General features: G+C 66.3%; 25 protein-coding genes and 7 pseudogenes. 16 read left to right on the top strand and 16 right to left on the bottom strand.

Annotated elements, in window-relative coordinates; translation table 11 throughout:
- Window positions 1-49: 49 nt before the first annotated feature.
- Both ACHMW8_RS00160 and ACHMW8_RS00155 read left to right on the top strand, forming a co-directional pair.
- Window positions 50-199, top strand: a pseudogene (locus ACHMW8_RS00160) (recombinase family protein); the annotation flags it as partial.
- On the top strand, window positions 185-361 hold the full coding sequence (locus tag ACHMW8_RS00155) for a helix-turn-helix domain-containing protein (RefSeq protein ID WP_395442848.1): 177 nt from the start codon (window positions 185-187) through the stop codon (window positions 359-361). The pseudogene ACHMW8_RS00160 and the gene ACHMW8_RS00155, both read left to right, overlap by 15 nt.
- On the opposite strand, the pseudogene ACHMW8_RS00150 reads toward ACHMW8_RS00155, so the two are convergent.
- Window positions 354-676 (bottom strand): annotated as a pseudogene (locus ACHMW8_RS00150) (helix-turn-helix domain-containing protein). The gene ACHMW8_RS00155 and the pseudogene ACHMW8_RS00150 sit on opposite strands and share 8 nt — an antisense overlap.
- Window positions 660-1,042: pseudogene (locus ACHMW8_RS00145) on the bottom strand (type II toxin-antitoxin system RelE/ParE family toxin). The pseudogenes ACHMW8_RS00150 and ACHMW8_RS00145 overlap by 17 nt, the downstream one beginning before the upstream one ends.
- A gap of 390 nt (window positions 1,043-1,432) precedes the next feature.
- On the opposite strand from ACHMW8_RS00145, the pseudogene ACHMW8_RS00140 reads away from it, so the two are divergent.
- From ACHMW8_RS00140 to ACHMW8_RS00130, 3 genes and pseudogenes are all read left to right on the top strand, one after another.
- A pseudogene (locus ACHMW8_RS00140) lies at window positions 1,433-2,060 on the top strand (transcription elongation protein SprT).
- A 73-nt stretch (window positions 2,061-2,133) separates the two neighbouring features.
- Window positions 2,134-2,770: pseudogene (locus ACHMW8_RS00135) on the top strand (AAA family ATPase).
- Window positions 2,770-3,060 carry a ribbon-helix-helix domain-containing protein gene (locus tag ACHMW8_RS00130; protein WP_395442832.1) on the top strand — a complete coding sequence of 97 codons (291 nt, stop codon included), beginning with the start codon at window positions 2,770-2,772 and terminating at the stop codon, window positions 3,058-3,060. Before ACHMW8_RS00135 ends, ACHMW8_RS00130 begins: the two are co-directional and overlap by 1 nt.
- A gap of 68 nt (window positions 3,061-3,128) precedes the next feature.
- Here the strand turns inward: ACHMW8_RS00130 and ACHMW8_RS00125 are convergent, their stop codons facing one another.
- The gene (locus ACHMW8_RS00125; protein ID WP_395442831.1) at window positions 3,129-3,992 is read right to left on the bottom strand and encodes a replication initiation protein; all 864 of its coding nucleotides are present in this window, start codon (window positions 3,990-3,992) and stop codon (window positions 3,129-3,131) included.
- Between the two features lie 862 nt (window positions 3,993-4,854).
- Window positions 4,855-5,100, bottom strand: coding sequence for a helix-turn-helix domain-containing protein (locus ACHMW8_RS00120; protein ID WP_395442830.1), 246 nt, complete (start codon window positions 5,098-5,100; stop codon window positions 4,855-4,857).
- Window positions 5,101-5,200: 100 nt separating this feature from the next.
- Here ACHMW8_RS00120 and ACHMW8_RS00115 point away from each other — a divergent pair, with 100 nt between their 5' ends.
- Entirely contained in the window at window positions 5,201-5,743 is a 543-nt protein-coding gene (locus ACHMW8_RS00115; protein WP_395442829.1) for a helicase, read from the top strand.
- On the opposite strand, the gene ACHMW8_RS00110 is transcribed toward ACHMW8_RS00115, so the two are convergent.
- From ACHMW8_RS00110 to ACHMW8_RS00090, 5 genes are read right to left on the bottom strand one after another with little or no spacing between them, the layout of a single operon-like run.
- A complete protein-coding gene (locus ACHMW8_RS00110; protein WP_395442828.1) occupies window positions 5,692-6,006 on the bottom strand; it encodes a type IV secretory system conjugative DNA transfer family protein in 315 nt (104 codons plus the stop codon). The two genes, ACHMW8_RS00115 and ACHMW8_RS00110, sit on opposite strands and share 52 nt — an antisense overlap.
- Window positions 5,934-6,200: a type IV secretory system conjugative DNA transfer family protein gene (locus ACHMW8_RS00105; protein ID WP_395442847.1), complete on the bottom strand. Its 267-nt coding sequence runs from the start codon at window positions 6,198-6,200 to the stop codon at window positions 5,934-5,936. The genes ACHMW8_RS00110 and ACHMW8_RS00105 overlap by 73 nt, the downstream gene beginning before the upstream one ends.
- A gap of 50 nt (window positions 6,201-6,250) precedes the next feature.
- A complete protein-coding gene (locus ACHMW8_RS00100) occupies window positions 6,251-7,309 on the bottom strand; it encodes a type IV secretory system conjugative DNA transfer family protein (protein WP_395442827.1) in 1,059 nt (352 codons plus the stop codon).
- Entirely contained in the window at window positions 7,306-7,524 is a 219-nt protein-coding gene (locus tag ACHMW8_RS00095) for a conjugal transfer protein TraD (RefSeq protein ID WP_395442826.1), read from the bottom strand. Before ACHMW8_RS00095 ends, ACHMW8_RS00100 begins: the two co-directional genes overlap by 4 nt.
- A gap of 37 nt (window positions 7,525-7,561) precedes the next feature.
- Window positions 7,562-7,882 (bottom strand): conjugal transfer protein TraD, encoded by a 321-nt coding sequence (locus tag ACHMW8_RS00090; protein ID WP_395442825.1) that lies wholly within the window; start codon window positions 7,880-7,882, stop codon window positions 7,562-7,564.
- Window positions 7,883-8,043: 161 nt separating this feature from the next.
- On the opposite strand from ACHMW8_RS00090, the gene ACHMW8_RS00085 reads away from it, so the two are divergent.
- Genes ACHMW8_RS00085 through ACHMW8_RS00070 form a run of 4 tightly spaced genes read left to right on the top strand, consistent with a single transcriptional unit; the run spans window position 8,044 to window position 12,005 of the window.
- Window positions 8,044-8,358: a hypothetical protein gene (locus ACHMW8_RS00085; protein WP_395442824.1), complete on the top strand. Its 315-nt coding sequence runs from the start codon at window positions 8,044-8,046 to the stop codon at window positions 8,356-8,358.
- Window positions 8,359-8,363: 5 nt separating this feature from the next.
- Window positions 8,364-10,874 (top strand): Ti-type conjugative transfer relaxase TraA, encoded by a 2,511-nt coding sequence (gene traA, locus ACHMW8_RS00080; protein ID WP_395442846.1) that lies wholly within the window; start codon window positions 8,364-8,366, stop codon window positions 10,872-10,874.
- Window positions 10,850-11,299, top strand: a complete 450-nt coding sequence (locus ACHMW8_RS00075) for a hypothetical protein (RefSeq protein WP_395442845.1) — start codon at window positions 10,850-10,852, stop codon at window positions 11,297-11,299. The genes traA and ACHMW8_RS00075 overlap by 25 nt, the downstream gene beginning before the upstream one ends.
- A gap of 10 nt (window positions 11,300-11,309) precedes the next feature.
- Entirely contained in the window at window positions 11,310-12,005 is a 696-nt protein-coding gene (locus ACHMW8_RS00070; protein ID WP_395442844.1) for a DUF6118 family protein, read from the top strand.
- 62 nt (window positions 12,006-12,067) lie between these two features.
- Here the strand turns inward: ACHMW8_RS00070 and ACHMW8_RS00065 are convergent, their stop codons facing one another.
- Window positions 12,068-12,283 carry a hypothetical protein gene (locus ACHMW8_RS00065; protein ID WP_395442843.1) on the bottom strand — a complete coding sequence of 72 codons (216 nt, stop codon included), beginning with the start codon at window positions 12,281-12,283 and terminating at the stop codon, window positions 12,068-12,070.
- Window positions 12,284-12,488: 205 nt separating this feature from the next.
- Between ACHMW8_RS00065 and ACHMW8_RS00060 the strand changes: the two genes are divergently transcribed.
- Complete coding sequence (locus tag ACHMW8_RS00060; protein ID WP_395442842.1) at window positions 12,489-13,748, top strand: cytochrome P450; 1,260 nt, start codon at window positions 12,489-12,491, stop codon at window positions 13,746-13,748.
- 64 nt (window positions 13,749-13,812) lie between these two features.
- Here the strand turns inward: ACHMW8_RS00060 and hisI are convergent, their stop codons facing one another.
- The 6 genes from hisI to ACHMW8_RS00030 form a co-directional block, all read right to left on the bottom strand.
- Window positions 13,813-14,253, bottom strand: a complete 441-nt coding sequence (gene hisI / locus ACHMW8_RS00055) for a phosphoribosyl-AMP cyclohydrolase (protein ID WP_395442841.1) — start codon at window positions 14,251-14,253, stop codon at window positions 13,813-13,815.
- A gap of 377 nt (window positions 14,254-14,630) precedes the next feature.
- On the bottom strand, window positions 14,631-15,047 hold the full coding sequence (gene flgC / locus ACHMW8_RS00050; protein WP_395442840.1) for a flagellar basal body rod protein FlgC: 417 nt from the start codon (window positions 15,045-15,047) through the stop codon (window positions 14,631-14,633).
- 42 nt (window positions 15,048-15,089) lie between these two features.
- Entirely contained in the window at window positions 15,090-15,479 is a 390-nt protein-coding gene (locus tag ACHMW8_RS00045) for a hypothetical protein (protein ID WP_395442839.1), read from the bottom strand.
- A gap of 52 nt (window positions 15,480-15,531) precedes the next feature.
- Complete coding sequence (locus ACHMW8_RS00040; RefSeq protein WP_395442838.1) at window positions 15,532-15,996, bottom strand: diacylglycerol/lipid kinase family protein; 465 nt, start codon at window positions 15,994-15,996, stop codon at window positions 15,532-15,534.
- A gap of 149 nt (window positions 15,997-16,145) precedes the next feature.
- Window positions 16,146-16,526 (bottom strand): zf-TFIIB domain-containing protein, encoded by a 381-nt coding sequence (locus ACHMW8_RS00035; RefSeq protein WP_395442837.1) that lies wholly within the window; start codon window positions 16,524-16,526, stop codon window positions 16,146-16,148.
- Between the two features lie 73 nt (window positions 16,527-16,599).
- The gene (locus ACHMW8_RS00030) at window positions 16,600-16,989 is read right to left on the bottom strand and encodes a hypothetical protein (protein WP_395442836.1); all 390 of its coding nucleotides are present in this window, start codon (window positions 16,987-16,989) and stop codon (window positions 16,600-16,602) included.
- Between the two features lie 129 nt (window positions 16,990-17,118).
- On the opposite strand from ACHMW8_RS00030, the pseudogene ACHMW8_RS00025 reads away from it, so the two are divergent.
- The 5 genes and pseudogenes from ACHMW8_RS00025 to ACHMW8_RS00005 all read left to right on the top strand — a co-directional run bounded on the left by ACHMW8_RS00025 (window position 17,119) and on the right by ACHMW8_RS00005 (window position 19,692).
- Window positions 17,119-17,596: pseudogene (locus ACHMW8_RS00025) on the top strand (MgtC/SapB family protein).
- A gap of 269 nt (window positions 17,597-17,865) precedes the next feature.
- Window positions 17,866-18,885, top strand: coding sequence for a hypothetical protein (locus ACHMW8_RS00020; RefSeq protein ID WP_395442835.1), 1,020 nt, complete (start codon window positions 17,866-17,868; stop codon window positions 18,883-18,885).
- Window positions 18,867-19,007: a hypothetical protein gene (locus tag ACHMW8_RS00015; RefSeq protein ID WP_395442834.1), complete on the top strand. Its 141-nt coding sequence runs from the start codon at window positions 18,867-18,869 to the stop codon at window positions 19,005-19,007. Before ACHMW8_RS00020 ends, ACHMW8_RS00015 begins: the two co-directional genes overlap by 19 nt.
- Before the next feature lie 213 nt (window positions 19,008-19,220).
- Window positions 19,221-19,394 (top strand): annotated as a pseudogene (locus ACHMW8_RS00010) (signal peptidase II); the annotation flags it as partial.
- Between the two features lie 55 nt (window positions 19,395-19,449).
- Complete coding sequence (locus ACHMW8_RS00005) at window positions 19,450-19,692, top strand: signal peptidase II (protein ID WP_395442833.1); 243 nt, start codon at window positions 19,450-19,452, stop codon at window positions 19,690-19,692.
- Window positions 19,693-20,226 lie beyond the last annotated feature (534 nt).

Raw genomic sequence — 20,226 nt, 5'->3', positions numbered from 1 at the left:
GGCCGCAGCACCGGCGAGGCGGTCTTGTTGATGGACGACCTTATCCGGGCGCGGGGTGGTGTTGCGGGTGCTCGCCCTCCCCTCCCTCGACATCACTACCAACGACGGCCGGCTGATCGCCGACATCCTGGCCAGCCTCGCCGCGCATGAGCGCCGGCGGACCCGCGAGCGCCAGCGCCAGGGCATCGTCGCAGCCAAGGCGGCGGGCCGCCATCTCGGTCGGCCGCCAAAGCTGAACGGCCAGCAGATCGCCAGGGCGCGCGCCCGGCTTGCCGGCGACGAGCCGGTGCGTGTGGTCGCGCGGGCCTATGGGGTTAGCGACAAGACGCTCAGGGCGACGCTGGCGCGGGGCGCTAGGTGACGACTTGCAGGCCGTGTTTTTGCACGACTGACAGGAGCTTTCGCAATGGGGGGCTGGGCCGCTTGGCGCCCGATTTCCCACTTCTCGACCGTGCTTTCACTCGTGTTGAGGTAGCGGGCGAACACGCGCTGGCTGACATTGTTGGCTTCGCGGAGCTGCTTGATTTCGGCGGGCGCTATTTCGCTGGGGACCAAATGGCGGGCGTCGGAAGTCCGCCATGGTCGTTTTGTCGATCGCCCCGACCTTGTAAAGCGCTGCCGCAGACGAGTGGATCGCCTCGGACATGTCACTTTTAAACTTACGTTTCGTCGCCATTACATATCTCCGTCAGGTCTTTGTCCTCTAGGAGTTGAGCGACCTGCTTTTCGCTCAACGCGGCATATTTCTTTGCGAGGGCTCTGAAGTCTTTCCAAGTCCTCATCGTCGATGTTGGCCTGGTCCTTTTTTCGCGAACAGGAACTCGTAAATCCAATAGCGACCGCCCTTCGCGAGAATGATGCTTCGGTGCATGTTCTTGTTCAGGCGCTTCTTGAATACTCCGCCACCAAGATCGTCAGCCTGGCCCTTCCTGACTTCCTCGATCGCTTCGCAAAGTTCGTCGTCTTTGATGCGTGCCTTGCGCGCCGCCTTGGTGAACCAGGCGGTTTTGAAGGCCCGCGCGGTTTCCTCAGCATCGGTCATGGCATACATGTAGCACTGGGTCCGACAGGCATCAAGGGCGGAGCCCGACCTTGGGCGCGTCCCCAAGAGGACCGCGCTCTATCTCCGCTGCGCTCCGACCGAGCCGCCTTTGGCGTCTCGTCCCTGTCGGGTGGCGATCGCTCGCGCGGGCGGGCAAGGCCCGCATGAGGCCGCCGGCGTCGCCGGCGAAGATCTCCGTCAGCAGGGGAAAGGGGCGCGCCGCCCCCTCTCCCCGCAACGGCAATCGGCCGGGCCGTGGCTCGGCTGCGCCTGCGCCCGCACCACCCCGACCCGATTCCCGTTGCCCCCCTCTCTCCCGGCTGCTCGCCACGACGGCAGGGCCGATGGCCGAGGCCATCGCCCTGCGGCGATGTGAAGGGAGACAGTGAGATGATCCATGATAACCGGGAAAGCTGGCTAATGGGGTGGCGGCGGGCATGGCGCCGCTGTTCGAGGCGCTGGGCGCTCCCCTGCCCGACCGGGTGCGGGTGGCCATCGGCTTCACCAGCGCTGGCCGGCGGAGCCGGGCGATCGGCGAGTGCTGGGATAACCGGCGCAGCGCGGACGGACACTTTGAAAATCTTCATCCGGCCGGACCTAGCCCATGCGCCCGACGCCATGCCGGCGCAGATCGCCGCGATCCTGGCGCACGAGCTGGTCCATGCCGCCGTGGGCATCAAGGCGGGGCATGGGAAGCCGTTTAAACGCATCGCGCTTGGGCTCGGGCTGGTCGGGCCGATGCGCGCCACCACGCCGGGCGAAGCGTTCCTTGCAGCGGTCTCCCCCATCCTCTCGGCGGCGGGTCCCCTCCCCCACGCTCGCCTCGACACCGGCGGGCTGACGACCGCGCCCCGGAAGCAGGCGGTCCGGATGCTCAAGTGCGAGTGTCAGGCGTGCGGCTACACCGTCAGGACCGCGCGCAAATGGCTGGAGACGGCCGGGGCGCCCGCTCTGCCCGATCCCGGGTCATGGCGCGATGCGCCACGAGCCCCTTGATGAGGACGAGCCCGAGGGGTGAGCGCGTGCGAAGCTCCTTCCCTTCCGCATCATCTGTGTATACAAGTATAGTCCTATACCCGTAGGAGTGTAGCATGAAGGTTCTCGCCATCCTGTCGCAGAAGGGCGGAGTCGGTAAGACCACACTGGCGACGTGCCTGGCCGTGGCGGCCGAGCAGGCCGGCAAAGAGGTTGCGATCATCGACCTCGACCCGCAGGCGACCGCTTCCTTCTGGAAGGACGTGCGCCAGCTCGACACGCCCGCGGTCGCCTCGATCCAGCCCGTGCGGTTGCCGGCGATGCTGAAGGCCTGCGCGGACGCCGGCACCGACCTGGTGGTGATCGACGGCGCGGCCGTGGCGCGCGACGTGACCTTCGAGGCGGCGCGCCACGCCGACTTCATCCTGATCCCGACCAAGACCGCCGTGTTCGACACCATGAGTATGACGCACACGCTGGAGGTCGTGCGGCAGCTCGACCGCGCCTTTGCCGTGGTGCTCACCTTCGTGCCGCCCCAGGGCCAGGAGACGGGCGACGCGATGAAGGCGGTGGAGGAGCTGGGCGGGGCCGTCTGTCCGGTGACAGTCGGCAACCGCAAAGCCTTTTTCCGAGCCCCAGGCCGCAGGCCAGGCGGTGCAGGAGTTCGAACCGCATGGCCCTGCGGCGGACGAGATCAGGCAGCTATACGAGTATACAGCTATACGGCTATACGATCAGCTGGAGGTCGCGTGATGGCAAAGGGCAATGCGCTTCAGGCCGTTCTCGACCGTGCCAAGGTTGGCGGCGAGCCCGCACCCGCACCCGCGCCGGCGACGCCGGCCGAGGCCCCACCTGCCAGAGGGACGCAGGGGGCCCGGCAGGGGACCAAGCTGATCGGCGGCCACTTCCCCCCCGAGATCAGCACCCAACTCCGCATCCTCGCGGCGGAGGAGGGGACGACGGTTCAACGTCTGTTGGCCGAGGCGCTGGACGATCTATTCGTCAAGAAAGGGCGCAACCGCGTCGGTCGCGGAGTGGTATAGGCGTATACAAATATACGCCTATACGGTTCGGTGATCGACGGCCAAAAGGTGAGCTTTGGGGTAGGGGCTCACCGTTCGTCGGCCGGTTGGCTGAAATCCACCAAGACCGGCATTTCGAGGGGTTCGCCTCGCAGCTTGGCGCGCCGGACCACGCTGTGCTGATCGATCAGGATTTGCGCATCACGTTTACCGGTGGAGGTTTTCGGGAACCAATGCAGCGCCACCCGTTCGACCTTGCGCCCCTTCTTGATGGGCGTGAAGTCCACGAAGAAAGGGCAGAGTTTGTTGATTTCGTCCTTGGCGGCTTTTAGGCAGTATTTGTTGAAATCCGCGAACCGCTCCAGCTTCCCTTCCGGCACGTTCAGGAGGGCGCGAAGCTCATCGACCGTGAATTCTTCCGTCTGCTTGTATTCCAGGCCTATGCGGCGCTCGATCATCTCATAGAGGCAGAGGGCGTATTTCGACTCGAAGCAATACATCACCTGCGTCTTGAGGCGGGCATAGACCTCACTGTTCCGCAGGATCTCGATCAGCTCCTCGGGGATGCGGTAGTGAAGGAAGCCGTCCTTCTCCAGGCTCTCGTCGCTCGGGCCGAGGAGCTGGACGCGGCGCTTGTAGCTCTTGCCCGCCTTGCGGATGGTGACGATCGCGATCGTGCCCATCAGCCGCAGCAGCGAGCTTTCCACCCGCTCATTGCCCTGATGCGTGCCCTTCAGGGCCGTTTTCGAGATGCGATGGATGATCGGCTCGCCGATCCGCTCCCAGGCGTTGGCGATCAGCAGGTTATAGATGCGGCGATCGGCCAGGGTGAGGGGGCTCAGCTCGACGATGTCCACCAGCTCGCCCGGCTTGACGATCTCGCCATAGTTGGCTGGATCAAACGGGTTGCCGCGCCCCTTTTGATCCAGGGTCCGAATAGCGAGATCGACCACAGCGTCTTTTCGACATCGACACGTCCAACGGTGAGCAAGAGCAGATTCGTAGCTCACCTTAGCGACGAACTGTGAGTTGGGCAAATTCGCTAGCTCCCCGGTGATCGGTGAGGCGCTACCCCAAAACTCACCGTCGAAGAGGCGCCCACCCCAAAGCTCACGCGACTCGGCCCCAACACTCACTTTTACCGACCCCAACGCTCACCGTAGGCTACCCCAAAGCTCACGCGACTCGGCCCCAACACTCACTTTTCGACCTGATTCGCTGTTATGGTTCAGTGGGTTACGGCTCCTAAATCTTGAATCTAAGAAGAATCTTAGAATTTGAACTGGAACGGTGAGTTTTGGGGTAGGCGGCCCTGTGGATAACTTGGCCCGAACGGCCAGGCGCAAGGCCAGGAAGAAAGCGCCGCCTCTCGGGGGCTTCGCCCCCGCCGGCTCGCGGCCTCCGGCCGCCCCGGCCCGCTTCGCGGTCCTCCCACCGGGCATCCCCCATCAAAATGAGTCGGCCTGATCGGCCGACAAGCTATTCGAAGAGAAGGGATCCGTGAAAAACCTTCAAAAATCAGAGCCCAATTCATCCGCCGCATGGCTTTTCGAGAAAAGCGCGTTCGAGCCGTCGAGCGAAATCCCGGCCGACGTCGCCGACAGATAGGCCGCCAGGGCTCGATTCCGGGCCGTGGGGCGGAAAAGCGGGCAGGGCAGGGCCGTGGGGTCGCGCGGAACGATCACCGCTCAGCGGCGACCTGAAGGGTGAGGTCCCACCCCAAAACTCACCGTTCGCGGGCGCCGCCCGCCGGCGTATACGCCTATACAGATGCCGCGCCGTTTAAACGCTCGCCGCTCCGAATATGGAGCGCTCTTAAATCGACTTCAGCCGCACCCCAGGGCCGCCAGTGGCCGTTTCCCCGGCCGCTAGAAACACCACGCCGGCATCGTCCAGCGCCCGGCGCACCGCCTCCACATTCGCGGCAGAGCTTCGTCCTGGACCGATCGGCCCCTCCATCCGCCGAATGGTCGGCAAGGAAAGGCCGGAAGCTTCGGCCAGTTTGGGCTGACTCCAATCGAGCAGGGCTCGGGCGGCGCGGACCTGGTCTGCGGTCAGCACGAAATTATTGTTTTGCGATCACGAGTGATCATTTTAGGTTGACACCTTTCCGTTCGTGCGTGATCTTAAAGCACTAACAAGTGATCAGAGAACACAAGACATGGGCTCGCGTCAAAAGACGGGCGGCGAAGTCGTGCGCCTGCCCAAACTGACGCGCCGCGCGATCATCGCCGGTGCGTCGGCGGCCACTTTGGCCGGCGGCAACGCCGTCGCCACGATTCCGCCGAGACCCGATGAGGGTGCCAAGCTCTGCACGCAATGGCTTCACCTGGACGCCAAGATCAGACGCCTTCAGGATCGTTGGCGCAAACTGGAGCATTGGCTTGTGCAGAACCATCGCTGGCTTCAGCTCAGCGAGGCGGAGCAGCAGGCGTTGCCGTGGTCGAAGGAGCTTCAGGACATCGACGGCTGCCTGGACGTCCTGTTTGAAAAGCGCGATGCCCTGTTGGAGTCCGTGCCCGCTGCCGGGGCCGCCAATCTCGGCGCCCTCATCACCAAGCTTGCCGTGGTGGAGCGGCTGATCTGGTCTGACGACCATCCCGAGGCGCACGCGTTGATCGCTGGGTCCGTCCAGGACCTGATCGCCCTGTCTCACAAAGGACCGGCCGACTGGAACAGGCCCCGGAACTCCGGCCCGTCGTAATACCGCACCTTGGCCGCGATCACCGGCGCGGCGCCCTGGCGCAAAAGAATCTCCAAGCTGGAGTTCAGCCGCATGATCTCGTCCGGCGTCATCAGCTCGCGCCGCGACAGGTGGGCCGTGGTCGAGGTGGATTTGGTCTCGAAAAGCTGCATTCCGCCGCGCGAGGTGCTGGTTCCCGTGGTCTGATAGCTCATGGTGGTGGCGCCGATCGACTTGGACACCCAGCTCGCGGTCTCCACATCGGCGACGTTGAAGATCTGCACCAGGCCGGCGTTGGAGACGAAGGTTCCGGCCTTTTTGCCGTAGGCGCCCAGAGCTGGTGCATGTCCTGGAGGATCGGCCAGAGCTGGAGGCCGTAGCCGGCCATCAGGCCGAAAGCGCGTTCGACGGGTTCGAGGCGGCCGAGGGCGGCGAACTCATCGAGCAGGAAGAGGACCGGGGCCGCCGGACCTGACACAGGCGACCGGGCAGGGGAGCGCGCCAGGTCATGGATCGCCTGGGCCACTATCAGCCGCAGCCAGCGAGAATAGGCGTCCAGGCGTCCAGGCGCTCCGGCGGCAGGACCAGGAAGACGGTCGCCTTGGTCTCTTTCAGATCGGCGAACCGGAAATCCGAGCTGGCCATGGTCCAGTTGATCCGGACGCTATCGAGAAAGTGGGTGTGGCGCTGGGCCGAGGAGAGCACGCCGGCCGCCTCGCGCTCGCTCTTGCCGAGGTGACGATTGGCGGCGCGGCGGACCAGGCCGCCGGCGCTGGTGGTCTTCTGCATGATCTCCAGCATCACCCGGAATTCTTGCGGGCTTGCGGTCAGCAGCTCGCGCACGGTGGCGAGCGTGCGTACCTCCGGCCCTTCGTTGCACACCACATAGAGGATCAGGCCGGTGATCAGCGCCTTGGCTTCCTCGTTCCAGTGGGCCTCGCCGACCTGGCCGGGCGGATCGTGGACCAGGGCGTCGGCGAGGAGGGCGGCGTCTTCGGCCAGGTCTAGGCTGTCGGGATCGAGGACGGCCAGGGGGTTGAAGGCGGCCGAGGGCTGGCCGGAGATGTCGAACGGATCGAGCACAAAGACCTGCCCAAACCGCGAGCGGGCGCGGGCGGTGATGCGGGCATTCTCGCCCTTGGGGTCGATGCAGAACACCGAGCGATCGGTAGTCAGCAGGTTGGGGATGATGGCGCCCACGCCCTTGCCCGAGCGGGTGGGGGCGATCGTCAGGAGGTGGGCTTGGCCAGCGTAGCGGAGGAGCTGGCCACCCTTGCGGTTCTCGCGCCCCACGATCAGGCCGGCCGCGCCGCCGAGGGAGTTCTTCACCTGGCTCGCGTTGGCGAAGTGCGCCGAGCCGTGGACGCCGCCTCGCGCAGCGGGGAGGGTGAACCTCGCATTGAACCAACCGAGTCCGCTGATGGCGCCGACGATGCCGGCAACGATCGGGATGACTGCCCCGAAGGTTCTATCGACGTGAGACACGGCGGCGATTGGGATGAGCAGCAGGCGGCCAACCATGAAGCCGATGACCGCCCCGGCGCCGACGTAGATGATCAGGGCAATGAGCCGCAGCAGCACCCTCATTCGGCGGCCGTCGCTTCGGCTTCAAACGCGCGCAGTCCCCGCCGACGGAACACCTCCCGCAGAGCCGCGCCGCCGTCGCCCTGGAGCCTATCGGCCAGCTCCATAAGTCCGCCGAGGATGGTGGCGCGGTCATCATCGGTGAGGTCCACCAAGCCAGCCTTTTGGACGAGGCCGCCGAGTTCGATCAGGTGACGGGTGCGTTCGCGGCGCTGCATGACCCAGGCTCTCTTATCGGTGCGGGCGCGGCTGGATTCAGCGCGCCGGACCGCCATCGCGGTTCGACCCAGCGCCGCCCCCGTCGCCTGACTTCGGAGCTGCAACGCCCGAGCGCCCCTTGCGTCCCCGGCGTTGAAAGAATGCCGCGCCCTCGGAGCGCCACGCCTCCTTTTGAGCGGCTGACTTCGCGCCGTTCACAGCCGCCAACAGAGCCCCGGCCAGGGTTTCCAGGTCGAGCGCGTCGGCTCCGGTGACAGTGACAAGCTCCCCGAGCTGCAACACCCGTTTCGCTTTGAGCCCCTTGGCCTTGTCGGCGAGGGCCTTCAATTCGGCGTCGATGTCGCGAGGTTTGCGCATGGGTTCGATCCTTCATCCTGAATGAATCACGGCCGACCCCTGGAGTCCATCACGAAAGGCCGTAAGGTTTTGAGTGCGCGCTTATACGTCGTTCCGACGTGTGCTTGAAACGGAGAGGCATCTGAGCCATTGTCGGCACCGCTATCGCTGCGGAGAAATTCATGACGCCGGACACCTTCCGCCTGCTGGCGCTCAGCCTGCCAAACGTGCAATTCGGCTCCATCCTGGGCAATGAGGAATTCCGCGTCGGGAGCCGGGTCTTCGCGTCGCTGGGCTCGCCGATGGTCGGCCAAGCGGTGATCAAGCTGACGCCACAGGATCAGGGGGCGTTCGCGGCTGAGGCCCCGTCGGCCTTCGCGCCGAAGCCCGGCGGCCAGGGCGCGCGTGGCGCGACGATCGTCAAGCTAGCGATGGTGGATGAAGCGGTGTTGCGGCGGGCGCTGGCGGCGGCTTGCCGGAAGGCGACCAAGGGCTAGTTGTCGTGGCGATCTACCACTTCAGCGCCAAGGTGATCTCCCGCGCCAACGGGTCCAGCGCCGTCGCGGCGGCGGCCTATCGTTCGGCGTCACGGCTGGAAGACGAGCGGCTGGGACGTGGCCACGACTTCACCAACAAGACCGGCGTCGTGCATTCCGAGGTGATGGCGCCGGAAGGCTCGCCGGAGCGCTGGCAGGACCGCGAGGCGCTGTGGAACGAGGTCGAACTTGGGGAGAAGCGGAAGGACGCGCAGCTCGCCCGCGAGATCGAGTTCGCGATACCACGAGAGATGAACCAGGCGCAGGGCGTCGAGCTGGCGCGGGATTTTGTGCAGACCGAGTTCGTCGATCGCGGGATGGTCGCCGATCTGAATGTGCATTGGGACGTGGGACCGGATGGCCTGGCCAAGCCGCACGCCCACGTCATGCTGTCGATGCGTGAGGCCGGCCCCGAGGGGTTCGGCAAGAAGGTCCGCGCGTGGAATAGCACCGAGCTTTTGGAGGGCTGGCGGGAGCGCTGGGCTGGCCATGTGAACGAGCGGTTGGCGGAGCTTGGGATCGACGCTCAGGTGGATCACCGGACGCTGGCGGCGCAGGGGATCGAGCTGGAGCCGCAGCACAAGATCGGGCCCGCCGGCGCGCGCCGCGAGGGCAGGGGCGAGGACGCCGAGCGCGCCCTGGATCACCGGGAGATCGCCCGGCGCAACGGCGAGAAGATCATCGCCGAACCGGGCGTGGCGCTGGACGCGATCACCCGGCAGCAGAGCACCTTCACCGACCACGACCTGGCGCGGTTCGTCCATCGGCACACGGACGACGCCGATCAGTTCGCCCAGGCCATGAGCGCGGTGAAGACCTCGCCCGAGCTGGTCGCGCTCGGCAAGGACGGCGCCGGCCGCGAGCGGTTCAGCACGCGCGAGATGCTGGTCACGGAACAGCGGCTGGAGCGGTCGGCCGAGCAGCTGGCGGGACGGGGAGGGCATGGGGTCTCGCCGGCGGCCCAGGAACTGGCGTTGGCCACCGGCGAGACGCGCGGGCTGGTGCTGGGGGGAGCACAGCGCAGCGCATTCCTCCATGTGACCGGCAATCATGACCTCAGTGTGGTCGTGGGCTACGCCGGCACGGGCAAATCCGCGATGCTCGGTGTCGCCCGCGAGGCGTGGGAGGCCCAGGGCTACCAGGTGCGCGGGGCCGCCTTGTCTGGGATCGCGGCGGAGAGCCTGGAGGGCGGTTCGGGGATCGCCTCGAGGACGATCGCCAGTCTCGAGCACGGCTGGGCGCAGGGGAGGGACGTGCTCACCGCGCGCGACGTGCTGGTGATTGACGAGGCCGGGATGATCGGCTCGCGGCAGATGGACCGGGTGTTGGCCGCGGCCGACCTCGCCGGCGCCAAGGTGGTGCTGGTGGGCGACGCCGAGCAGCTTCAGGCCATCGAGGCCGGGGCGGCGTTCCGGGCGCTCACCGAGCGGCATGGCGCGGCCGAGATCACCGAAATCCGCCGCCAGCGCCAGGACTGGCAGCGGGAGGCGACGCGGGAGCTGGCCACGGGCCGCACAGGCGCCGCCCTGGGCCGCTATGAGGCCGCCGGCATGGTGCGGGGCCACGAGACCCGAGACGCGGCCCGCAGCGCCCTCGTGGACGGCTGGGATGCGGTTCGCCAGGCCCGGCCGGCGGCCAGCCAGGTGATGCTTGCCCACACCCGGGCCGACGTGGCGGAGCTCAATCAGCTCGCGCGCGGCCGGATGCGCGACGCTGGCGCGCTGGGCGCCGAGCAGCTGGTGGCCACCGAGCGCGGCGAGCGGGCGTTCGCGGCTGGCGATCGGGTGATGTTCCTGCGCAACGAGCGGTCGATGGGCGTGAAGAACGGTAGTTTGGGCGAAATCGAGGAGGTGACACCGGCGCGCACGGCCGTCCGCCTCGACGATGGCCGCCAGGTGGCGTTCGACTTGAAGGACTACGCCCACATCGACCACGGCTATGCGTCCACGATCCACAAGAGCCAGGGCGTCACCGTGGATCATGCTCACCTGCTGGCCAGCGACGGCCTGGACCGGCACGCGGCCTATGTCGGGATGAGCCGGCACCGGGAGACACTGGCCGTCCACTATGGCGCCGACGACTTCAAGGACCGGGACCAGCTCACCCGCACGCTTGGCCGAGAGCGCGCGAAGGATACGACGCTCGACTACGGGCGGGAGGCCCTCGGGGCCGAGGCGTTCGCCGAGCGGCGAGGAATCCAGTCGGAGATCCTCGTCGAGCGTGGGCCAGCTCGCGAGGTTGGCCGCACGGCGAAGCGCAGCATGTTCGACGGGCTGAAGCTCCGGCGTGCGTCCGGAGCGGACAACGCCCTGCAGGCCTCCGTTGTCAGAGGGCCGCCGGCGCCTGAGGAAGCCCTGCAGCGTCGGGATCACCCGCTACACAGCCGCGTGGGCGGATGCGGAGCGGAATGGGCGCCGAGGGCCTGCCGATCCTGCCGCACCAGAGGGTCGAGATGCAGAAGGCCCGGGAAGGCTTAGAGGGTATGTCCCGCGAGGCGAGGGCGGACCTGCGTTCCGCCCTCGCGCGCAACCCCGGCTTGGCGATCCGGGGCGCGACGCCGGACGGCATGAAGGACGTGCAGCGGGCGATGGCGCAGGAGGGCAGGGTGCGCCTGGATCCGGCCGCGCGCGCCGAGCGGTTCGTGGAGGACTGGCGCGGGCTCCAGGCGCGGCGGCTGGAGCTGGGTTCCAGCTACCAGAACGCCGACGCCCGCAAGGCCATTGAGGGCCGGATGAAGACCATGGCGCAAGGCCTTGGGCGCGACGCCCAGGTGGAGTCCATCCTTCGGGGCCGGAAGGTGGAGCTGGGGCTTGGAAAGGTCCGGGACGTGGCGGGCAAGAGCATGGGCGATGCGCTGGTTCGATCGCTGACGCTTGGGCGTTCTATCGGGCTTGGACGGTAAGCGAGAGTTCATGGCCGAGGACGACGACGAGGACCTGGGGACCGATCCGACGGCGGCGTTCGAGGCGCTGCGGGCGGAGGTGGCGGGGTTGAGGGCCGGCCTGGAGCAGAGCCGTGGTGCGCCGGCGACGCCGGACTATGCGCCGACGCTCGGCAAGATCGCCGCCACGCTGGCCGCGATCGAGGCGCACCCGGCCCTCGCGCTGACGCCGGAGGCGTTCGGCTACCAGGTGCGCCAGGCCCGCGAGGCCGCCCAGCAGCAGGGCGGGCGCGAGCTGGCCAACGCCGTGCAGCGCGTGGACGCGGCGGGCGCCGAGCTGGAGCGCCTGGCCGAGCGCCAGCGCACCGGGCGCGAGCAGGTGCGCCAGGTGGCCATCATGACCGCCGTCGGCGCCGTCGCCGGCGTCATCGTGTGGGTGTGCTTCTCGGGGCCAATCGCGCGGGCGCTGCCGGCGAGCTGGCATGTCGCGGAGAGGATGGCCGCGGCGACGCTGCGGCTCGACCGATGGGAGGCCGGCGCTCACCTCATGCGGACAACCGATCCGGAGAAGTGGAACGGCCTGGCGGCAGCGTCGCAGCTCTGGGCCGACAACCGGGCGACCCTGGAGGGGTGCGCGCGATCCGCAGCCAGGATCGGCAAGGCTCAGCGTTGCACGGTAGTGTTCGCAGCCCCGATCGCGCCAAATCCAGGACAGGCAAAGGATTGATGACAGACGCGAGGTCCACGCCGCGCGACCGCGGCCCCGCACGTACCCGTTCCCGTTAGGCCCTATGCCGCGCGTCTCCGCCCCCAGGCGTAGTAGGTAAGGAGAATGGCGATAATCGACCACACCACGACGGCCATTGCGTTCAACTGAGGCGTATAGGTGATGCCCAACATGGTTAAAGGTAAATCGCCGCTCAAAGCTAGAGCCCCGTGAGTGAGCACCTGCATTACGGCCATGCCTGATAGGAACTTGGCGAATTCCTTGCCGATGCTGGACATGATCGCCTCTTTGTTCTGACGTGCGTGCGGTTCCCAGTCGAACCGCTCTCAGACAGGAAACGTCGATAACACTGCTAGCCGTTCCGCTCCGAACGCGGCGCGCCTCCGGGTTTGCGCAGGAACCAAGGACCGGGTCGCGAACGTTTGTGATGGGTCACCAACCCGTAAGTCCACGCCTGGCGCTTGCAGCCCAAAGGAGTTCTTCATGGCGCGTCCGCGGCCATCCCTGCATCTCGATCAGACCCTCGCCCTGTTAGCGGATCCGTACCGGCACATCTCTCACCTCTGCGAGGAGGCCAGCTCGGATGCCGTCGAGACGCACTTCATGCTCAAGCAGACGACGTGTCTAAGGGGCCGTGACGCCGCTCAGGTCTTCTACGACGAGGACCATATCTCACGAGCTGGCGCCATGCCTGCGCCAATCCGGCGTACCTTGGTCGGCGAAGGCGGCGTCCAGGGGCTCGACGGGGACCCGCATCGCGCCCGCAAGCGCCTGTTCATGTCCCTGATGTCGCCCACCCGCGTGACACAGCTGGGTGAACTGTTCGAGGCCGAGTGGGCGCGCGCCGAGGCCGCCTGGGCCGAGGCCCATGAGATCGTTCTCTACGACGCCATCCAGCCGGTGCTGACGCGCGCCGTCTGTGCGTGGGCGGGCGTGCCGGTTGAGCCGGGCGAGGAAGGCCAGCGCGTTAGTCAGCTGCGCGCGCTATTCGACGCCGCCGGGTCGCGAGGCCCGCGGCACCTGTGGTCACGGCACGCCCGCCGTCAGGTGGACGCTTGGCTGGCTTCAATCGTCGAGCAGATCCGGGAGGGTCAGTTGTCGCCGGGCAAGGAGACTGCCGCCCACGTCTGGGCCTCGGCGCGTGATGAGGCTGGCGAGTTGCTGCCGCCTAAGATCGCCGCGGTTGAACTTGCCAATGTTCTGCGCCCAACGGTGGCGACCTCGGTCTACATCGTGTTCGTCGCCCACGCAGTCCATGCGCATCCGCAGGCCGCGGACCGCGCCGTCTCGGACCCGGTCTTCCGCCGCGCCTTCGTCCAGGAGGTTCGGCGCTTCTATCCGTTCTTCCCAGCCGTGATCGGACGCGTGCGAGCTCCCTTCGACTGGCGAGGCCATGCCTTCCCCGAGGGTCGGCAAGTGGTGCTCGACCTCTATGGCACCAACCACGATCCGGCCGTCTGGGACAATCCCGGGCAGTTCCGGCCCGATCGCTTCCTGGCTGGGGACGAAAATCCCTTCGGCTTCATCCCGCAGGGCGGCGGGGATCACCTGGCCGGCCACCGCTGCCCTGGCGAATGGATCGTGATCGAACTGATGCAGCGGGCGTTCGAGCTGCTAGGACGGACGGACTACCGTCTGCCCGAGCAGGACCTGGAGATTGATTTCCGCCGCCTGCCAGCGCTCCCAAAGAGCGGGTTTCGAATGGCGGTGCTCCGCGAACCTACGGCTGGCGGTGGCGCCTGATCCGTCCGCTTTCACTCATCCCACCACAGCCGCGGCTGAATCCCGCATTCGTTCGGCCGGGTGATCATCTTTGGGGATCGTGCGGGGTAGACCGAGTCGGTGAGATGAGGCCGCCGTCGCGGCTAAGACTGCTCCCTGACCAACTTCCACCCTCGATCAGGCGATAAAAGCACGACCGAGAACCTGTATGGCACGCGCACCCATCGCCCTGGGGGCGAACTTTCAGCCAGACCGAGTCCTGGTCGCAATCGATCCGAGCCTCGACCACGGCTTGCAGTTGGCCACTCGATTCGCCTTTTCGCCATAGCCGGGACCGTGAACGGCTGAAATAATGGGCCTCGCCCGTCGACAGTGTGAGTTTCAGCGCCTCCTCGTTCATCCACGCCACCATGAGCACGTCGCCGGAATCGGCGTGCGTGGCCACGGCCACGATCAAGCCGTTGGTATCGTAGCGAGGGGCAAGGACGGAGCCGAGTTCAAGCGCCGCCTCAGTTGTGATCGACATTTAAGCTCCTTCTTGGTCAGGTGCGCCACAGCCCGAAGCAGAGAGGCCGCCAGAGCGATATTTCAACAGTCCATGTTGGCGTCGCATTCTCGTGAACGCATGTAGACTTCAATCCAACACGGGCGCCGGCGCGTCTGCTCGGCGCGGCCGGCGCAGCGCTTGCCGGCCCGCAACGCGCCCCGTTCGAGGGGCTGCTGCAGAAGACGGCCGAACTCCGATGGCTCGCCCGGAAACGCGCCCGCTGTCAGTATGTCCCTGAAGTGCTGAGAATTCTCCTGATCTGGCCTTGGAGGCAGAAGCGCAGCTTCAATCCGAAGGTTTCGGGCCGGCCGCCGCCGGCGCAACGTGCGGCGGGCTCCAGCGTCAACTGGCACTCGCTATTTCCTAATGAGATCGAGGGTTCGCTTCTCCATGGCATCCTGAGTTTCTAGCACGTTCAGATTGGCCTCATAAGCGCGCTGCGCCTGCTTCATGTCTAGGGCCTCGATTAGGCTGTCGACGTTAGGCATCTGCACGTAGCCTGCGGGATTCGCGGCTGGGTGGCCGGGATTATATTCCTGCTTGAACGGCGAAGGGTCGTTGGCGACCCGCGCCATCCGGACGCTGACAGAGCCGCCCTCCAATTTCAGGGGTTGGAACACCGGGACCTGCCGGCGGTAAGGGTCGGCGCCCGCCTTGGCGCCGGTGGAGTTCGCATTCGCTAGGTTTTCCGCAATTACCCGCATGCGGGCCTGCTGAGCCTTGAGAGCTTGGGCCGCGATCCCGGCCACGCCGCCCTCGCCAATCTTCGCCATGTAAACCCTCCACGACGAGTTGGGCGCTTTATGGTTAACAATTCATGAGAGCGGGTCCGGCTTAGCCTCAGCTTCGGTCGCCGGACGCAAGGCGTAGAAGGCTTGCCGCACGCGGGTCACGCACTCGGCGCGGCCGAGCGTGAACCGCTCGCCGTCCAGGATCGCGGGGATGGGATCATCCGAGCTGATCTCCAAGCTCTCCAGCCGGGCGTGGGTGACAGTCTGGTCGGCCCGCCAGTCCCGAAAGGCGGACATCAGGGCCAGGCGGACAGCGTCACCCGCGCCCTCAATGTCGATGGCCGCTGCCTCCAGGAGGACATCGAGATCGCCCTCTGGGGGCGGCAACGGACACAGCACGACGACGGCCTCGGCCTTCGAAGACGCCTGGCCTTCGAAACGGTAGTCGAGTTCATGACCAAGCGCCTGCCTCATCGCGGCGACGCCCTGTCCTAGTGCTGCAATGAGGTCGCCATCACGGACAAGTTCACGGGCCTGAGCCAAGAGTGACGCGCTCCCGAACACGCCCGCGACGAAGAATCGGTGGGCGCCAGACCTGCCCGCCATGGACCGGCTGGATGACCGGGGCCTTGAGGGTATCTTGCAGCGCCTGTCGCCAGGGCCGGGCGCCGTAGAGCGCCTTGGGCAGCATGTTCATCGTGCCGCCAGGCAGCGGCATCAGCAGGGGAACCCCCTGGCCGCTGCGTTGCGCCGCGGCGCGAATGGTACCGTCGCCGCCGAGCACGATCAGGACATCGTTCCTGGACTCCATCGCCGCGTCCAGGGCTTTGTCGACGTCCCTGCCGACGACATCCCAGACCTTCGTGGGCTCGATCCTTGCATCCTCCAGGATCGCGAGGAGCGCCACGCGAGATGAGGCGTCGCAGCTCCCACTTGAGGTGTTCAGCAGAGCGGCGACCCGCAGCGATCGCAGATCCAGGTCAGGCGGCATGATCGGCTCACGGGTCGGCGGAGCGTCATGGTCCGACGCAACGGGGTCAGGTTAAGGGCGCAGTTGCGCGGCGGATGCGAGCTGGCGCATCAGTCCAACGGCTGCGCCGCCTGCCGGTTGCTGAGCGTAAAAAGCGCCGACGCATCGTCCTAATCGTCGAAAAGACGGCCTAGAAAACCACGCTGGCGACCGCGGTGATCCCCGCCGCCGTGCTCGTTCCAGCGGTCGTCACACCCATCTCTGCCGCGGTGCTCCCCGGAGCGGCCTCCGTCCCAGGGCTGGCCGTAGCCGGGCGCCGGTCTGGAAGTGGGCTCGGGGACCGCTTGCGGCGAGGCCGATCCGGCCTCATGGGCGATGCTCCGCTCTATGATCTTGTCGAGCTCGCCGCGATCGAGCCAGACCCCTCGGCATTTGGGGCAATAGTCGATCTCAACCCCCTCGCGATCGGTCATCACAAGGTCCACCCGGCATGCCGGGCAAAGTAGGCCCTGGTCATGGCGGGCCGAGGAAGTCAGGCCGGTGTCCGTCATCGGTGGCTCCTGACGAGCACCCCATTACTAAAGGGCGAGGCGCCGCCGGTTCGGGGCTAGGCAAGTATTTGCCTTAGTGACGCCAATCATATCCGCCATAGGGGGCGACATAGTGGCGGCCGTAGTCGCGTCGATGTTCGCGGCGCTCGTGGCGCTCGCGGCGCTCGTGGCGGTCAAAGCGGTCATTGTAGCCGTAGACCTGAGCGCCGTAGTAGGCCGGGCCGCTATTGTAGGCATTGCCGCCGTAGGGCTGGGTATAGCCGTACTGCACCGGCGGCGCGTAGGAACCGCGCCCGTAGCCTTGGTCGCGATATTGTTGCTGCTGACCGTAGTACGGCTGCTGATCATAGTAAGGCTGCTGGTCGTAATAGCCCCGCTGCCCGCTGTAGCCGTAGGGCTGTGCCAGGGCCGCGGAGCCGCCGAGGACTGAGAGCGCGGTCGTGGCGGCGATGAGCAATCTCATGGAATTCACTCCAGTTGCCGGGTGGGAGTCACCCGGCGAGCAGGCATTATCGGCGCGCCCGCCTGAACCCTCACGGAACGGCTGGCGTCATCTGCTGTTCATCTCGAACGACAATCGGCCGGAGATCCCATGACGTTCGACCCTGCTGGCTTGTGGGAGACCGCGACCCACGTCTTCAATCTCGGCTTGGCCTTCGCGCTCGCCCTGCCGGTCGGTTGGGACCGGGAGCGTGATGATCGCAGCGCCGGAATCCGGACCTTTCCCCTTGTCGCCATCGCCAGCTGCGGTTTCGTGCTGATTGGCATCGCGGTCTTGGGGCGCGAATCCATGGGCCAAGCCCGGATCATGGAAGGGTTGATCACCGGTGTCGGCTTCATTGGGCGGCGGCGCCATCCTGAAGCAGGGCGGCCAGGCCACCGGCACGGCGACGGCGGCCAGTCTGTGGGCGACGGGCGCCTTGGGCGCCGCAGTCGGGTACGGTCTTTACGACATCGCGGTCCTGCTCAGCCTCACCACGTTCCTCACTCTGCGGTGCGCGCGACCCATGAAACAGGCTGCGCAGGAGCCGGGGAAGCCCGAGGAGGAACGAGATGCGTCCAACGCCTAGCAGGGCCATCCGACTCGGCTTCCTTCTGGCTGCTGCCGGCGGCCCTGGGCGCGACGATCATCAGGGCCCCCGCCGCGCAACCCCCTACCCGTTGCCCGCCGGGCGCACCGGCGAAACTCGGTTTCGCGCCCTCTACGTCGTAGGTATACAGATGCGGTGAAAATATCATCGAGGGGTTGAAGAACTCACTACGCTGATGGCCGTTGTGCATCTTAGTGCATACCACGAACTAGGCGATAGACGTCGGAACGCTTCGTCCAGGAACCTGCATGAAAAGATTCGTCCTTCTGGTCCTGATCACCTTGCTTGCGGCGGCGCCGGCAATGGGCTTTCGGCTGTCCGGCTGGCGGCCGGATCCCGTCGCGGACGCCCTTGTTTTCGGGGTGGCGGTGCTGGCGGCAGGCTTCCTCCTGTCTTGGGGGGCGGAGGCGGCAGAGAAACATATCTCGCAAGGCCTTATTCTGGCCATCGTGGCGCTGGTTACAGTTATGCCCGAGTACGCTGTTGACCTCTACTACGCTTTCCGAGCTGGCCAAGCGCCACAGTCCAATTACATCCACTACGCAGCGGCGAACATGACCGGCGCCAACCGGCTGCTCGTCGGGGTGGCTTGGCCGTTGATGGTGCTGCTGCACTGGCTGCGCAGCCGCGACCGCGCCGTTCAACTGGCGCCTGTGAACACGGTCGAAGTTTCCTTCCTGCTGCTCGGCAGCCTGTACGCCTTCGTGATTGTGCTGAAGCGCGCAATCTCGCCGGTCGACTTCCTGGTGCTATTTGCGATCTTCGCCGGCTACCTCTACCGCGTTAGCACGTTGCCGAAGGGTGACGACAAGGACGATGAGGACGCGGAGCCCGGACCGGCCGCCGCGCTCGATACGCTCCGACCGGCAGCGCAATGGAGTTGGATGGGCGGACTGACAGTGATCGCCCTCGCGATCATCCTGGCCTCGGCTGAGCCGTTCGCTGAGTCCATGGTCGAGGCCGGGCGCGTGTTGGGGATCGATGAGTTCCTGCTGATCCAGTGGTTGGCGCCGCTCGCCAGCGAGGCCCCGGCGGTCAGCGTCGCGGTGCTCTTTGTTTTGGCGGGCCGGGCGGCAAGCGGTCTCACGGCGATGGTCAGCGACAAGATCAACCAGTGGACTCTGCTGGTTGGCATGCTGCCGCTGGCCATGAGCCTTGCGCCGGCGGCCTCGTCGGTCTACCGCTCGATGCACGGCAGCAGGAAGAGTTCTTACTTACGGCGGCTCAGTCGCTCTTCGCCATCGCGCTCTTGCTCCGCCTTCGGCTGACCCTGGTGGCCGCGGGTGTCCTGTTCGGTCTATTCGCTGTCCAGGTCGGCCTGGCCGTCTACTTCCGCGAGGACGAGGCCCGGACGATCTCCATCCTGACGGTGCTCGCCTGGATTTACTAGGGCTGGCGGCCCTCCTGTTCGTGTCCAGGTCGCGTCAACTCGTAGACGTCGTGCGTTCGGGGCTGCTCACCCCACACCGGACGCTAGAAGCCGTCCAGGCGCAGCCCCAGCTGGCTGAACCCCTCGAACTCGGGGGAGAACTCCTCGAAACGCGACACTTGATCCTCCCGTGGCTAGAGGGTGCAAATTGAGATCAAGCCGCACGGAGGCATCATGGCGCGTCGGATTCTTGGGTTGGCGCTTGTGCTCGGTGTGGCGGCCGTGGATCAGACGACAAAGGCGCTTGCGCGGGTGACCCTGGCCTCGGCGTCGGTCGAGCTGACGCCCTTCTTCGATCTGCGCCTGGGCTTCAACAGCGGCGTGAGCTTTGGGCTCTTCGCGGCGGGCAGTGGCGGGATGCGGTGGCTCCTCGTGGCAGCGACCGGAGCCATCGCCGTCTCGGTTGCTCGCCTGGCTTCTTCGAGAGGCGATCGCCCTCAGGGCAGCAGCGCTGGCGCTGATCCTCGGCGGCGCCCTCGGCAACCTCCTCGATCGTGTCCGCATGGGCGTCGTTACGGATTTCATCGACCTTCACTTGGGCGAGGCGCACTTCCCGACGTTCAACCTCGCCGATACAGCGATCACAGTAGGGGTCGTGTTGATGATGTTCGGCGCCTGGCGAGGTGATAATCGGTCCGCCACCTGAGAAATTGCATCGGCTCCGCCCGATGGGCGCTGACCCCATTGGGCGACACGCCTACAGGCCTTGTGGCGCGCCGCCCTCCTCGCGGTTGCGAGGGCCCGCCGTTGGCAGGGCGCGGCTCGCGACGACACCCTGCATTGGACTTCGTTAGAAGCCGGGTGCTGCTGTCCCTCAGCAGCGCCAGCAGCTGCTCCGTTCCCGCCGATAGGTGACAGGTCGTCTTCGGGACGGAGGTGGATGATCCGACCCCCTAGATAAGGGAAGGAAGGTCTACCTTTCTTCCACCCTCCCCTGCCCCAACCAAATCAGCTACTTAAGTGGGCTGAAAGGTGGTGGAAGAAATGCGCTACGGCTACGCTCGGGTTTCCAGTGAAGAACAGAGCCTCGCTCGCCAGCGCTCACAGCTTTCCGCGGCCGGCTGCGATCAGTTCGTTGAGGAGATCCAAAGCGGGGTGAAGGCGCGCCTTCGCCTCGATCGGCTCCTGGCGGGAACTCGACGCCGGCGACGAGCTGGTGGTGACCGAGCTGGACCGGCTC

The sequence above is a fragment of the Caulobacter sp. UC70_42 genome, assembly GCF_044056025.1.
Classification (GTDB): domain Bacteria; phylum Pseudomonadota; class Alphaproteobacteria; order Caulobacterales; family Caulobacteraceae; genus Caulobacter.
The sequence above is the reverse complement of the archived record's forward strand: the minus strand, read 5'-3'. Positions and strand labels throughout refer to the sequence as shown.

What these genes read in the sequence shown, in the direction of transcription:
- ACHMW8_RS00130 (WP_395442832.1), top strand. Translation starts at nt 2,770, where the DNA reads ATGGCAAAGGGCAATGCGCTTCAGGCCGTTCTCGACCGTGCCAAGGTT.
- ACHMW8_RS00115 (WP_395442829.1), top strand. Translation starts at nt 5,201, where the DNA reads ATGGGCTCGCGTCAAAAGACGGGCGGCGAAGTCGTGCGCCTGCCCAAA.
- ACHMW8_RS00100 (WP_395442827.1), bottom strand. Translation starts at nt 7,309, where the DNA reads ATGAGGGTGCTGCTGCGGCTCATTGCCCTGATCATCTACGTCGGCGCC.
- ACHMW8_RS00095 (WP_395442826.1), bottom strand. Translation starts at nt 7,524, where the DNA reads ATGCAGCGCCGCGAACGCACCCGTCACCTGATCGAACTCGGCGGCCTC.
- ACHMW8_RS00090 (WP_395442825.1), bottom strand. Translation starts at nt 7,882, where the DNA reads ATGCGCAAACCTCGCGACATCGACGCCGAATTGAAGGCCCTCGCCGAC.
- ACHMW8_RS00085 (WP_395442824.1), top strand. Translation starts at nt 8,044, where the DNA reads ATGACGCCGGACACCTTCCGCCTGCTGGCGCTCAGCCTGCCAAACGTG.
- ACHMW8_RS00075 (WP_395442845.1), top strand. Translation starts at nt 10,850, where the DNA reads ATGCAGAAGGCCCGGGAAGGCTTAGAGGGTATGTCCCGCGAGGCGAGG.
- ACHMW8_RS00070 (WP_395442844.1), top strand. Translation starts at nt 11,310, where the DNA reads ATGGCCGAGGACGACGACGAGGACCTGGGGACCGATCCGACGGCGGCG.
- ACHMW8_RS00065 (WP_395442843.1), bottom strand. Translation starts at nt 12,283, where the DNA reads ATGTCCAGCATCGGCAAGGAATTCGCCAAGTTCCTATCAGGCATGGCC.
- ACHMW8_RS00060 (WP_395442842.1), top strand. Translation starts at nt 12,489, where the DNA reads ATGGCGCGTCCGCGGCCATCCCTGCATCTCGATCAGACCCTCGCCCTG.
- hisI (WP_395442841.1), bottom strand. Translation starts at nt 14,253, where the DNA reads ATGTCGATCACAACTGAGGCGGCGCTTGAACTCGGCTCCGTCCTTGCC.
- flgC (WP_395442840.1), bottom strand. Translation starts at nt 15,047, where the DNA reads ATGGCGAAGATTGGCGAGGGCGGCGTGGCCGGGATCGCGGCCCAAGCT.
- ACHMW8_RS00045 (WP_395442839.1), bottom strand. Translation starts at nt 15,479, where the DNA reads ATGAGGCAGGCGCTTGGTCATGAACTCGACTACCGTTTCGAAGGCCAG.
- ACHMW8_RS00040 (WP_395442838.1), bottom strand. Translation starts at nt 15,996, where the DNA reads ATGCCGCCTGACCTGGATCTGCGATCGCTGCGGGTCGCCGCTCTGCTG.
- ACHMW8_RS00035 (WP_395442837.1), bottom strand. Translation starts at nt 16,526, where the DNA reads ATGACGGACACCGGCCTGACTTCCTCGGCCCGCCATGACCAGGGCCTA.
- ACHMW8_RS00030 (WP_395442836.1), bottom strand. Translation starts at nt 16,989, where the DNA reads ATGAGATTGCTCATCGCCGCCACGACCGCGCTCTCAGTCCTCGGCGGC.
- ACHMW8_RS00020 (WP_395442835.1), top strand. Translation starts at nt 17,866, where the DNA reads ATGAAAAGATTCGTCCTTCTGGTCCTGATCACCTTGCTTGCGGCGGCG.